The following is a 12,452-nucleotide window of genomic DNA, read 5'->3' as shown; positions in this document are numbered from 1 at the left end:
ATCGACTTGACGACTTCGTCGCAATTCGCCTTCAGAAGTTCTTTAAACTCCGCAAAGGAGCACCTTCGAGGATCATTGCCCTCATGTCCGTTTCTTCTCTGAAACCAATATGGGTGTAGTAGGCAAGAGCAGAAGGGTTGGTGCGATGGACCGCCAGTTTAAGGAAGCACGCGCCTGAAGATTTGTCCGCATCGAAAACCGCACGAGACAACAGTTTGTTTCCAATACCTCGCCCTCGCGCCGAAGAGGAAACCCAAAGATCACTTACAAACAAGCCGCCACCCCCCTTGGTCGTTGAAAACACTGGCGTCCAAACAATTGCGCCGACGACCTCGGCTTCATTGTAGGCGAGCAAAGCATTGAAGGCCGGATGGTTACCAACAAATGCAGCTTTCAAAACGTCAACATTCGCGACGTGCCTGTCGTTCATTTCAGCCGACAACGCCCTTAGCGCAAAATCCAGATCGTTTATTTTGTCGAGCGTCACCGGAGAGATGGCAACCTGTGTCATTCGAAACCTAACCTATGTTTCGCAACCGCCAACAAAAGACTGTCTGACCCTTCACAGTGCATCATAATCCGCCAGTCGGTCCTTGAGGAATGTATAGTCTTTTCTTGCTTGTAAGAGCTGGCCCTTGTTGATGGTCACGTGACGGAAATCTTCAGCTGTTTCGGCAAACCGCACAGGCAGAATATTTTCATCCATCCAAGGCCAACAGAAGATCGAATTGCCCCAGGTTTCTCCGGCCCGGTTAAGGGACAAGAAAAAGATCTGATTTTCCATCGCGCGCGCCATGGCGAAATTGTGCCAGGTTTCGAAGGACTCGTCGCGATAATATGCCCCGCAATGCAGGATGAGATCGACGTCGTGCCTTAGTGTCAGGGTGCGGGCAAGTTCGGGAATGCGGATATCGTAGCAAATGATTGGAGAGATAGTTATTCCATTGATTTTGAATGTGAATATGTGATCCCCAGCGTCAAAATATTCCTTCTCCATCGAAGCGCCATATTGGCAAAGGTGAAGCTTGTCGTAATAGCCGGTCAGCGCACCGTCCGGGTTGACGACCGCAATTGAAATATGCGTCCCCAATGCCCCCCGGCGTGCAAAACTGTAAGTGACATGGACACCGAATTCTTTGGCGACCTCGCGCCATTTTTCAAAAGAAGCGCCTTCCAGGGGTTCCGCGATCTCATTGAGCCGGTCGAAGGCCGAGCGGGCATAATCGATACTGGATAGCTCAGGCAAAACCACGAGGTCCACGTTCCGGCGGCTGAGCTGATCTCGCACTTTCGCGGCGCTTTCCGCAAGATGTCTGTCTCTCGCGGCGGCGCTCTTGGTGGCGGGGATTTCGATCTGACAAGCCAGCAGAGACAGGGTGTCACTTGATGTCATTGTTTGGCTTACCCCTCTTGGATCCTTGGCTCGATTGTTTCGGTTGGATTGTAGCTGCGCTGTTCAAGCGGCACCGATGCAAGCCGGTTTCGAAACATGTCAAGCAGTGCTTTTTCCGCGCGATTCAGGCGGGCGCTTTTGTGGTGCACCAGATGAATATCAATTGCCAACGCATTTTCATAAGGTGGCAAACGCCACAGTTCGCCGCGATTGACGAAGCGTTCGGCGATGTGAACAGGCAGAGGGCCAAACCCGAGCCCCGCGCCGATCATCCGCTGTGCCTCGCCCAGGTCAGAAGTGTAACCGATCACTTTGTTGTCGAGCTTGTGCTGCGCGCGCAGCAACGCCACCGGACGTAACGCATCCCAAAGCTGGTCTGTCCGGAATGAAACCGACGAATGGTCTCGCAAGTCGTCGAGTTTCAGATCGCGTTGCCCGAACAATGGGTGGCTGGGACCACAGTAGAACCCAAAGTAGGACCGATAAAGAACCTCATGCTGCAGACTTGGATGGGTGTCATGCACCAAGCAGACGCCAAGTGTCGCGGATTTTTCAAGAACCGCCTGCCTGACGGCTTTGCTGGACATAACCTCAATATCAAAGCTGACTTCGGGGAATTGGCGATGAAAGTCCGCCAGTATCGCATCAAAAAAATCGCTTTCAATCCTACTGAGAAGCGCGAGTTTGACGGTACCCGTCACGATGTCTTCCGTTCCCTGTGCGCTTTGGATAGCCCGCGCCAGGCTTCCAAACATGTCCAGACATTCCTGGTACAGTGTCTGCCCGGCTGGTGTGATGCGGAAATGCGATGGGCTGCGATCAATCAGCGGCATTCCAAGCCGTGTCTCAAGACGTTTCAGGGCTTGGCTGACGGAAGGTTGTCGCCGCATCAGGCGCTGGGCCGCCAGGGTGATGCTGCCTTCCTGAACAATGACCATAAAGGTGCGAAGCAGATTCCAATCCAGCTCGCGGATCAATTTGTCCTGTTCAGCGGCGTTATCCATTGATTCAATCAATATGCTTAATTCTCATTATCTATTTGCCCTATAAAAGAATCCAACACAAGGTTGGGTATCGCTCCTGCATCGCCACACCTGTCAAAGAAGAAAAACCGTGAAGGCATCGAACCTTTTCTATCAAAGTCGCGCGCGCCGCCCCGAGGTCGATCGCGCAGAAGGAATCTATATTTGGGGCAAGAACGGCCAGCGTTATATTGATGGTTCGTCCGGGGCGATGGTCAGCAATATTGGCCATTCAAATCCCAATGTTCTGGCTGCAATGAAGGCGCAGATGGACAGCGCAACCTTTGCCTATCGTCTACATTTTGAGAACGCCCCAGCAGAAGACCTGGCCACAGCCATCGCGGATCGCACACCGGCAGGCCTGGACAAGGTCTTTTTTGTTTCTGGCGGGTCCGAGGCCGTGGAGTCTTGCGTGAAATTCGCGCGGCAATGGGCGGTTGCTGATGGGCAAGCCAGTCGGTGGAAAGTCATCTCGCGCTTTCCATCTTATCACGGTTCTACCTTGGGCGCGCTGGCGATTACCGGATACGGGCCGCTGACGAACGCGTTTGCGCCGCTTTTCAAGGAAATGCCGAAAATTCCTGCGCCCACTTGCTATTTGGACCGCGACAACCTGTCCGACCACGATCGTGGTCTGAAATATGCCGAGATGCTAAGGGATGAGATCATTGCACAAGGGCCCGACACGGTTCTGGCTTTTGCCATGGAACCGGTGGGCGGTGCATCTACCGGGGCGCTGGTTGCGCCCGACAGCTACTATGGGCGGGTGCGCGAGATCTGCGACGAATTTGGCGTCCTGCTGATCATGGACGAGGTCATGTCTGGTGTCGGACGCACTGGTACGTTTCTGGCTTCGGAGCACTGGAACATCCGCCCCGATCTTGTGGCCCTGTCCAAGGGATTTGGCGCAGGCTATGCCCCGTTGGGGGCCATGATCGCCGACAAAGCGATGGTTGAAACCGTGCTGGACAGCGGCGGATTTGCCCACGGCCACACTTATGCCGGTAACCCGCTCGCATGCAGCGCTGGGTTGGCTGTTCTGAACGAAATCGACCGGCTGGACCTGATGACCAATGCGCGGATCATGGGCGAAATCCTGATGGCGGGGCTCATGGACCTCATGGCGCGTCACCCGTTCATCGGTGATGTGCGGGGAAAAGGCCTGCTAACCGCCTTTGAAATGGTCTCGGATCGGGACACCATGTCACCATTGCCCAAGGACCTGAACGCCTATGAACGGTTCGTGGAAATCTGCTACGAGCGCAACCTGATCACTTATTCGCGCCGCACTCGCGGCGGTGTTGAGGGCGATCATTTCCTGATTTGCCCGCCTTTGATCGCGACCGAAGCGCAGATCAACGAAATCCTGAACATACTCGACGACAGTCTCCGGGACTTTGCCCGTGAATGTGCATTGGAGGTTTGACCCATGGCGCAAAAAATTATCCTGACTTGCGCCGTGACAGGCTCGATCCACACGCCGACCATGAGCCCACACCTGCCGGTTTCGCCTGACGAAATAGCTAAGTCTGCAATTGAGGCAGCAGAAGCTGGCGCATCTGTTTTACACCTGCATGCGCGCGACCCCGACACCGGCCGCCCAAGCGCGGATATCAATGTCTTTCGCCAGTTCCTGCCAAGGATCAAGGACGCGAGTGACGCGGTTATAAACTTGACCACGGGCGGCAGCTCACAGATGAGTGTGGAACAGCGGCTTTCGGCCCCCGTGGAACTGGCGCCCGAGATGTGTTCGCTCAACATGGGCTCCATAAATTTCGGCCTCTTCCCGATGAAGGATCGCTATTCCGATTGGACCCATGATTGGGAAGAGTCCTTTTTGGAGAACACACGCGACACTGTGTTCAAGAATACATTCCATGACATAGAAACCGTGTTTCGAATGCTGGGCGATGCTGGTGGCGCGCGGTTTGAATGTGAATGTTACGATGTGGGGCACATTCAGACGCTGGCGTTCTATCTGAAGCAAAAGAGCATTGTGCCACCGGTCTTTCTGCAATTTGTGATGGGTGTACTGGGCGGGATCGACGCCAGCCCGCACAGCCTGATGTATTTGAAGGAAACGGCTGACCGATTGTTGGGCGACGCCTACGAGTTTTCGGCGCTTGCCGCAGGGCGACAGCAGATGCCACTGGGCACTATGAGCGCCATCCTGGGTGGGCATGTGCGTGTTGGTCTTGAAGACAGCCTGATGATCGAACGCGGGCAACTTGCTACCAGCAACGCTCAACAGGTCACTAAAATCCGGTCGGTTCTGGAGGAGCTGGGATACGAGATCGCAACACCTGACGAGACGCGCGCGATGCTCGGTCTTAAAGGGGCAGACAAGGTAGGGTTCTGACACATGAAAGTCTTTTCTGACCAGAAACAGCAGGGCCAGCATAATCCCAGCGGGTTTCTGGTTAACGGAGTTATGCAACCCAACCCCGAAAAACCTGAGCGGTTGGAGCGCCTACTTGCAGGCGTCGCGGCGGGCGGTCACGCTGTGCACGCCCCGACTGATCATGGCCTAGCTCCGATCGCGGCAGTACACACTCCGGCCTACCTGAAGTTCCTGTCGACGGTTTATGAACGGTGGGCGCGCATTCCCGACGCCACGCCCGAGATATTCCCGAATATCCACCCGGATCGCCGCACGGCCAGCTATCCCTTGTCGGCAGTCGGTCAGGCAGGATTTCACGTCACCGACATGTCCTGCCCTATCGGTGCACACACCTGGGAAGCAGCGCGCTGGTCCGCAAACTGCGCCGTGAGCGCAACCCAGGCAGTATTGGACGGGGACAACGTGGCCTATGCGCTCTGCCGGCCGCCGGGGCATCATTGCTTTAGCGATCTAGCTGGCGGATTCTGTTATCTCAACAACAGCGCTATTGCTGCACAATACCTACGGCAAACTCATGACCGCGTGGCGATCATCGATGTTGACCTGCACCACGGCAACGGAACGCAAGGCATCTTTTACGAACGTAACGACGTATTCACCCTGTCTATCCACGCGGACCCGGCGCGGTTCTATCCATTCTTCTGGGGTCACGCTCATGAGGTCGGTGAAGGCGCGGGGCACGGATACAATTTGAACATACCGCTCTTACGTGGCACCGGGGATGACGGGTTTATGAAGGGTCTGAACGAAGGTTTGAACGTCGTCAGGAACTTCGCGCCCGGTGCAATCGTCATAGCCCTTGGACTTGATGCCTTCGAAGGCGACCCCTTTGGTGGTCTGGCGGTTTCGACACCTGGATTTGCCAAGATGGCAAGGATGCTGGCAGCGCTCAACCTGCCTACCGTGATTGTGCAGGAAGGCGGGTATCTCTGCAATGAATTGGGCACAAACCTGCAGTCTTTCCTCGACGGCTTCGAGGGCAGGTCCGCATGAGTTAAGGGGATACATTGCAGGCCGAACGCGTGGACCGACTACAGCGACTACATGAGACATGATGGCCTTTAACGATACACTGGATGCCACCCTGGCCGCGAAGCACAGGCATATCGCCCTTGCGGCAAAGCTCGGCCAACCAATCGCGCTTTCCCGACAATGATGACGCAAAGCCTTGTTACCACGAGCCGCGAAACCAAGAGTTACTCAAAAAAATCAACTGAAGGAGGGGCTAAAATCAAAAAAACCAGCAGACGTGAATCAAATTGCACTGTGCGATTTGTTTGCATAGGCTGGCCGGACAGATTGACCAGCTAAGGTCAGCAAAAATATCTGAACGAACAAACGTCAACAGGGAGAGTATTCCATGAACTTTGCGAAATTAACCACGGGCATCGTGGTTGGTGCAATGAGCGCGCTGATGTCGACTGCCGCAATTGCTGACGATGTCAAGCTGCGCTTTGCCGGCGTGTTTCCAATTGATCACCAAGGTACCAAGATGATGGAGCAGGTCGCCGCAGATGTTGCAGCGGCAGATGTCGGCCTGACAATCGAGGTGTTCCCAGCCAACCAGCTTGGTTCGGGCGAAGCGCTGTTCGAAGATGTTGCGCGGGGCAATATCGATCTGGCTGCGGCCTTTATCTATGCCGATACCGACCCGCGCCTGGAGTTCCTGTCGATGCCGTTCCTTGTAGGGGGCTGGGACGACATGGACAACATCATGCGCAACATGGATTCTGAGTATAATCAGATCTTGCAGGAAATCACCGACGAGTACGGCGTGAGGGTCATGGCCCAAAATCCCGAAGGGTTTGTGGGTATCGTGGCCACGCAGGAACCGACCAACTGGAACAACTTCGACGACAAAGGCATGAACATTCGTGTTTGGTCGTCGCCCGCCGTGAAAGCCATGGTGGAAGCGCTTGGTTACCAGGCCACGACCATGGCGTGGGGTGATATCTTCCCCGCGATCCAGTCAGGTATCGTTGATGGCGCAATCTGCTGCACCAAGACGGCAACCTACTCGATCTTCGCCCAGTCGGATGTTGGTACGCACTTTGTCGAGTACAACTCGATCTCGGAACTGACCACATTCTACGCGTCACAGCGCACGCTGGATAAGCTGAACGATGAGCAGCGTGCAGCGCTTCAGGCCGCGATGACCAAGGCCTCGGATGACTTCTTCCAGTATAACCGCGACAATGACGCGGCCTTTGGACAGAAGCTTATCGACAAGGGCTACACAATCCTGAGCCTGAGCGACGAAGAGCAGGCTGCCATGGCCGCTCATATCCAGGAAAACATCTGGCCTATGATGGCCCAAAGCGTCGGCCAGGACGTGATCGATCGCTTGCTGGCGGCGAAGAACTGATAACCTGACCACGGAAGGGCCGGCATATTTGCCGGCCCTTTTTTTTGCTAATTCCTCAAAAAAATGTCAAAATGGGGGGGACAGATATGCCGAATGACGAAGACGGCTTGCCGCGGTTCGTCGGCGATGAAGACGAGGGCAAACCACAAAAAATCACAGACGAACTTCCGCCAATCATTGGGTATCCTATGAAGGTGATCGCGTTCGTTTGTAGACAGCTCGTAATGTTCTGCGGGTTCTTGATGGCATTCACCTTTGGCGCTGTTGTCGTGATCAGATACGGCTTTGGAGGCGACCTTTTTGCCTATGAGGAATGGCTTTTGGCCTTCTCCATTGTCGGTTTTTTTGCCGGGGCCGTTCTGGCTTCTGCCCGCAATCTGCACATCAACGCTGATATCCTCAGCATTGTAATACATAATCAACGGTTGATTTGGTGGCGCAGCTTCGTGGTGTTGCTGGTTGAACTCGTGGTTATCTTGTTTCTCTTTTACGCCTGCTATGTTTCGCTGCTGGACGACTTCTCGTTCCCGCGACTACGGTCCACTCCGGTGTTGCGCATTCCGTTTGTCACCTGGCGCATTGCGATCATGTGTGCCTTCGGCTTCATGGCGATGTTCACCGCTGCGTATCTCTACGTGCACATCCGAAAAGGCCTTGGGTTGCCCCTTCGGTCTGAGACGATGAAAGGAGCCGCCAAATGATTATCACCGGAAGCCTGATTATCGTCTGCCTAATGCTGCTGCTCGGTGTCAGCGTCTACGTGGCCTTTGGATCGGTTCTGATCTTTATTGCCATTGTTGGGGATCAGTCCATTACCGGCTATCTGCCGACCGGTGCGACTGGAATCCGTTCGCTGGTGCTGTTGGCAATCCCACTCTTCATGATCGCTGGCGGCATCATGGAAAAAGGTAAAATCGCAGCCCCCCTTGTGGCGCTGGCCGAGATGTTCATCGGCCACATAAAGGGCGGCCTGAATGCGGCCTCCGTACTGGCCTGTGGGGTCTTCGGCTCGATCTCGGGGAGTGCGAATGCGACACTGACCTGCATTGGCGGTATCATGATGCCGCATCTGAAAAAGGCGAATTATCCTGGCGGGCAATCGGCGGCGCTTATCGTCAGTGCAGCACCCTTGGGCCTTTTGATCCCGCCCAGCTCGTCGCACATTCTTTATGGCTGGGTGGCGCAACAGCACGTGCTCAAGTGTTTTCTGTCAACCGTGATTCCGGCGATCATCCTGATAACTCTTCTGATTGTCACCAACCAGTTCATGTTGCGGAAGTATGACGACATTCAACTGAAGGAGCGTCCAGATCCGTTCATGCCCGCGCTCTTGGGTCAGGGCCGTCTGGCGGGTCCAGCGCTCTTGATGCCCATCATTATCTTGGGTGGAATCTATGGCGGGGTCATGACCCCGACCGAGGCCGCAGGCATTGCGGTATGCTATGCTATCCCGGTTGCGATCTATTTCTATCGTGGGCTAACCTGGAAAACGCTTGCTCAGACCATCCAGACTTCGGGTGTGACGATCGGTGTGGTCATGGTCATGATCTTTATGGTGCTGATCGTTTCGGACAACCTGATCTCGCAGGGTGCGCCTCAGTTGGCCAAGGATATGGTTTACTCGGTATCGGACAATCCGATCGTGATCCTTTTGATGATCAACGTGGTCATGATCCTGATCGGCATGCTGATGGACGATATCTCGGGCTTGCTCTTGGCCACGCCAATCCTGTTGCCGATTGCCCAAAGTGTAGGTGTCGATCCAATCCACTTTGCTGCGATCATCGGTGTCAATCTTGGTATGGCCAACATCACGCCTCCGACGGCGCCGTTGCTCTATCTCGGTGCGCAGATTTGCGACACGTCCGTGTCCAAGATGCTGTGGCCAACGTTGATCTTCATCGTGTTCGCCTGGTTGCCGACGCTGATGCTGACCACCTTTGTCCCGTCATTGTCGCTCTGGCTTCCGGAACTGCTGCTCAGCCGGTAATGGATTCAACTAAAAACAAAGAAAGGAGCCCGGGCTTCGGGCTCCTTTTTCATTCGCAGACGGCCACGCAGCCAACCTGTTCCAATCAAATCAATCTGCATTCATCAGATTAATCGTGGTTAGGTTTGACTTACTGAACATAAATCCAGGCATGCACACCAATCAGCAGGGCGGTTGCAGCGATCAGGCTCAAGAGGCTGAACGCATCTTTGATTTCTTTTGCCATCGTCTTGGTCCTCATCAGGAGTTTCATTTACCGGACGCATATATGAGAGCATCGCGATTCCGACTACCAAGATTTCTCGAATACTCGCTTTGCAATTTTTGCATAGCAGTCGAGGCCTTTCACCAAGCCAATTTCACGTTTGGATCGCTAGATGAAAGCCAAACGTTAGAAACCAAAACGCAGGCACCGGCGGCTCGAGAGGCAACCAGATTTCTTGCCCTAGTAGATTGGCGGCAACGCCCGATGCGACAGCAAAGGAACCTGTCATCAAGGCATTGGGGTTTTGAGCACAGCAGAACATCGAAGCCGAGGTGGCACTGACAGGCGCATTGGCATCCCCGATGATGTGGAAATGCCAAAGCGTCCTTCAAGTCGGTGCTTGCTCGACAAGCGATCCGTGATCCGGTTTCACTTTCGCGATGAGCCGACGGTTCACGACACATTCTGGTTTCTGGCGCAGCGAGGCGCGCCACCTTAGTTTTGTGTAGACGATCCAGAGCTGGACGCTGAGCTTTACATAGAAAACACTCTCATCGCGGTGGGTGGCATCGTTATGGGACGAACAACCTTGGCGAAAGAGACCGAGCTCGGGTCGTTCTTTTTGGGCGGCGATCATCGACTTGCGAGCGCGCTTCAGAATTGGCTTCCGACAGCGCCCTATTCAAAAATTCCCGATATTTTTGCTCGAGATCTCAACAAAATATTGGGTGTTCGTTGTCTGCGCAAATCCCCTCGCGGTCGGATATTAGTTGCCACAGCTCGTCATTCAAAAGATGGCTGCTGCTGCACTACAACCAGACTGAGCCTGCCTCAGAGACCGGTAGAAGGCTCAAAGCTGTGAAGTTCGAAAGTCCTTTTTCCGTCGGCATTGAATTTTTGTATCGAGCCCCCAACACGGAGCACAGTCATACAGCGGTAGCGCCCTTTGTCGGCAACCATTGAAACGCAAACCTTATCTGTGTCTGTGATGGCAAAGGCACCCGCTCCGCTCCAACCACCGTTCGTCAGCTCTCCGCTCACGATGTTATTCGGGTCATAGAAGAAGCGAAACGTCTTCTCTCCGGACGTGGCTGTGACGGTTTTGCCGATCAGAAGTTCCGCGATCTGTTCAGCATCGAGACGCTCGGCTCCATTGTTCAATGCCGCTTCAAGATCAGATTGAGCGAATGCAGGGCTTCCTGCCAGGGCTACAGCAGCCGCTACGCAAAGTGTTTTTAAGTGTACCATATCCTATCTCCATAAAGTGTTGGGCAAAGCAAAAGAGCGTTAGCCAAGTAAACGCTAGTTGCAGCAGGCACGTCGGGCTTGATCAGAAGCTGATTTTTTCTGACATTCTTCTGACAATCCCCAAACTTCGTTGAGCCAAGGATAAAGCGGGGTGTAGGTTGCAGTATGTACCGTTTCTTGGAGTTCCGACTTGATCCGACGCAGGGTTTGAACCGCCTTGGCCAACCTGTTCCTTTGGAACCACAGGCCCTGCAATTGCTTGAGTTTCTGGTCAGGAACCGAGACAGGATCGTCAGCAAACACGAGATTATTGACGAGATTTGGGGTGGGGCCGCAATCACAGACGCTGCCTTGAATACGCGCATCCGGTCCGTACGCAAGGCTTTGGGAGACACCGCGGCAAATTCGGATTATATCAAAACCTACCCCAAGCGCGGGTTTCAATTTGTGGCCCCGGTTGAATCGGATGACGCCCTGCCCGAGAGTGATGCCAACACGCCGAAAACCGGCCTTCTCATCGCGGGTGCTCTGCTGGGTCTGGCCATAGCGCTGTTCTCAATCTCCTTTTTTGCCGACCGACAGAGATTGCCGGACAATCGAAAGCCCTCTTTGGCCATCGTGCGGTTTGACAACATTGGGGGCGAAAGAACAGGGCAGTATTTCGTCGATGGTCTCACCGACGACCTGAGCGCGCATCTTTCGCGCAATCGCGAACTGTTCGTCGTGTCCAGCGCAACCATGTTCTCTTACGCGAAGGATCAAGCAACTCCGCTCGAAATCGCACGCGATCTTGGCGTTGAATATGTGGTCCGCGGTAGCGTTCGCCGCGTGGGTGGTCAGATGCGCGTGAGCGGAGAGCTTATCGATGTCGACAGTGCCGAAACCATCTGGGCCGAGGTTTTCGATCGCCAGGTGACAGATATCTTTGACGTTCAGGACGAGATTAGCCAGGCCATCGCCGGCCAATTGCTACCCAAAATCTATGAGTCTGGCGAAACGAGATCGCTGGGAAAACCAACCCAGGATATGGGGGCATGGGATCTGTATCTGCGTGGTCGGGCCCGGCAGGCGATCTTTTCGCACGAGGCGCAACAGGACGCGGTGTCATTTGCGCAGGAAGCCATCGACACTGATCCTGGGTTCGCTGCGGCACACAGTCTGTTGGCCCGCGCGTTGGGCACGATATTCTTCTTTCAGTGGTCAGACACTCCTCAGGATACGCTGATAGCCGCAACCGAAGCGGCCAAACGGGCGATTGAGCTGGATGATCAGGACGCGCAGGCGCATGCAGCCCTTGGCTATATCTACCGCTTTACCGGTGAAGCAGATCCTGCCATCGCTAACCTTGAACGCGCCGTCGCACTTAACCCTAATGACGCACGCATTAGACTGGAACTGGCGCATACCTATGATTGGTTCAGAATGCAGGATCGCGCCCTGCCCGAGATAGAGATGGCGATCAGACTCAGTCCGCGCGATCCAATGTTGCAAAACATGTATTTTTTTAAAGGGCACATCCTGTTTCACCTTGAACGCTACGAAGAAGCGCTGGACGCCGCCCGTAAGTTGGGCGCAGTGGCGACCAGCAATACGTGGCGGCTGTTTCATCATCTGCTGAGCGCCGCCACTCTTGCCGAAATGAACAAACCAGAAGAGGCGCAAAAGGCCGTCGACGCTGCGCTGAAGATTAACCCAAAACTGTCGATTTCAGCGATGCGTAGGCAATTCGTAGGGTCCAAAAACCATCCTGAAAACCGCCGAGTCTGGTTGGCGAGCCTGCAAAGAGCGGGCGTGCCTGAATAGTGCTTAGTTCTTTGTGAGCAGTCGG

11 protein-coding genes are annotated in these 12,452 nt (G+C 54.5%); 7 read left to right on the top strand and 4 right to left on the bottom strand.

The features are described from left to right. Positions 1-31 precede the first annotated feature (31 nt). Genes GS632_RS14190 through GS632_RS14180 form a run of 3 tightly spaced genes read right to left on the bottom strand, consistent with a single transcriptional unit; the run spans position 32 to position 2,397 of the window. Positions 32-511 carry an N-acetyltransferase gene (locus GS632_RS14190; RefSeq protein ID WP_171238417.1) on the bottom strand — a complete coding sequence of 160 codons (480 nt, stop codon included), beginning with the start codon at positions 509-511 and terminating at the stop codon, positions 32-34. A gap of 51 nt (positions 512-562) precedes the next feature. Then, complete coding sequence (locus tag GS632_RS14185) at positions 563-1,393, bottom strand: carbon-nitrogen hydrolase family protein (RefSeq protein ID WP_171238418.1); 831 nt, start codon at positions 1,391-1,393, stop codon at positions 563-565. Positions 1,394-1,401: 8 nt separating this feature from the next. Further along, positions 1,402-2,397, bottom strand: coding sequence for a LysR family transcriptional regulator (locus GS632_RS14180; protein ID WP_171619890.1), 996 nt, complete (start codon positions 2,395-2,397; stop codon positions 1,402-1,404). A 109-nt stretch (positions 2,398-2,506) separates the two neighbouring features. Here GS632_RS14180 and GS632_RS14175 point away from each other — a divergent pair, with 109 nt between their 5' ends. From GS632_RS14175 to GS632_RS14150, 6 genes are all read left to right on the top strand, one after another. Continuing rightward, positions 2,507-3,841, top strand: a complete 1,335-nt coding sequence (locus GS632_RS14175; RefSeq protein ID WP_371810067.1) for an aspartate aminotransferase family protein — start codon at positions 2,507-2,509, stop codon at positions 3,839-3,841. 3 nt (positions 3,842-3,844) lie between these two features. Next, positions 3,845-4,774, top strand: a complete 930-nt coding sequence (locus GS632_RS14170; RefSeq protein WP_171238420.1) for a 3-keto-5-aminohexanoate cleavage protein — start codon at positions 3,845-3,847, stop codon at positions 4,772-4,774. 3 nt (positions 4,775-4,777) lie between these two features. Beyond that, positions 4,778-5,809, top strand: coding sequence for a histone deacetylase family protein (locus tag GS632_RS14165; protein WP_171238421.1), 1,032 nt, complete (start codon positions 4,778-4,780; stop codon positions 5,807-5,809). 367 nt (positions 5,810-6,176) lie between these two features. Further along, entirely contained in the window at positions 6,177-7,181 is a 1,005-nt protein-coding gene (dctP, locus tag GS632_RS14160; protein ID WP_171238422.1) for a TRAP transporter substrate-binding protein DctP, read from the top strand. Between the two features lie 86 nt (positions 7,182-7,267). Beyond that, positions 7,268-7,882 (top strand): TRAP transporter small permease, encoded by a 615-nt coding sequence (locus GS632_RS14155; protein WP_171238423.1) that lies wholly within the window; start codon positions 7,268-7,270, stop codon positions 7,880-7,882. Further along, a complete protein-coding gene (locus tag GS632_RS14150; RefSeq protein WP_171181766.1) occupies positions 7,879-9,171 on the top strand; it encodes a TRAP transporter large permease in 1,293 nt (430 codons plus the stop codon). The genes GS632_RS14155 and GS632_RS14150 overlap by 4 nt, the downstream gene beginning before the upstream one ends. A 1,036-nt stretch (positions 9,172-10,207) precedes the next feature. Here GS632_RS14150 and GS632_RS14145 read toward each other — a convergent pair. Beyond that, positions 10,208-10,624 (bottom strand): hypothetical protein, encoded by a 417-nt coding sequence (locus GS632_RS14145; protein WP_171238424.1) that lies wholly within the window; start codon positions 10,622-10,624, stop codon positions 10,208-10,210. A gap of 165 nt (positions 10,625-10,789) precedes the next feature. Here GS632_RS14145 and GS632_RS14140 point away from each other — a divergent pair, with 165 nt between their 5' ends. Continuing rightward, positions 10,790-12,427 (top strand): winged helix-turn-helix domain-containing protein, encoded by a 1,638-nt coding sequence (locus GS632_RS14140; protein WP_171722050.1) that lies wholly within the window; start codon positions 10,790-10,792, stop codon positions 12,425-12,427. Positions 12,428-12,452: the final 25 nt, after the last annotated feature.

The organism is Ruegeria sp. HKCCD7296, assembly GCF_013110775.1.
GTDB lineage: Bacteria > Pseudomonadota > Alphaproteobacteria > Rhodobacterales > Rhodobacteraceae > Ruegeria.
Note: the sequence above shows the minus strand (reverse complement) of the source record. Positions and strands in the feature narration are given on the sequence as shown.

Excerpts from the sequence above, each read along its gene's own strand:
- GS632_RS14165 (WP_171238421.1), top strand. The coding sequence starts at position 4,778 with ATGAAAGTCTTTTCTGACCAGAAACAGCAGGGCCAGCATAATCCCAGC.
- GS632_RS14140 (WP_171722050.1), top strand. The coding sequence starts at position 10,790 with ATGTACCGTTTCTTGGAGTTCCGACTTGATCCGACGCAGGGTTTGAAC.
- GS632_RS14150 (WP_171181766.1), top strand. The coding sequence starts at position 7,879 with ATGATTATCACCGGAAGCCTGATTATCGTCTGCCTAATGCTGCTGCTC.
- GS632_RS14180 (WP_171619890.1), bottom strand. The coding sequence starts at position 2,397 with ATGGATAACGCCGCTGAACAGGACAAATTGATCCGCGAGCTGGATTGG.
- GS632_RS14190 (WP_171238417.1), bottom strand. The coding sequence starts at position 511 with ATGACACAGGTTGCCATCTCTCCGGTGACGCTCGACAAAATAAACGAT.
- GS632_RS14145 (WP_171238424.1), bottom strand. The coding sequence starts at position 10,624 with ATGGTACACTTAAAAACACTTTGCGTAGCGGCTGCTGTAGCCCTGGCA.
- dctP (WP_171238422.1), top strand. The coding sequence starts at position 6,177 with ATGAACTTTGCGAAATTAACCACGGGCATCGTGGTTGGTGCAATGAGC.
- GS632_RS14185 (WP_171238418.1), bottom strand. The coding sequence starts at position 1,393 with ATGACATCAAGTGACACCCTGTCTCTGCTGGCTTGTCAGATCGAAATC.
- GS632_RS14155 (WP_171238423.1), top strand. The coding sequence starts at position 7,268 with ATGCCGAATGACGAAGACGGCTTGCCGCGGTTCGTCGGCGATGAAGAC.
- GS632_RS14170 (WP_171238420.1), top strand. The coding sequence starts at position 3,845 with ATGGCGCAAAAAATTATCCTGACTTGCGCCGTGACAGGCTCGATCCAC.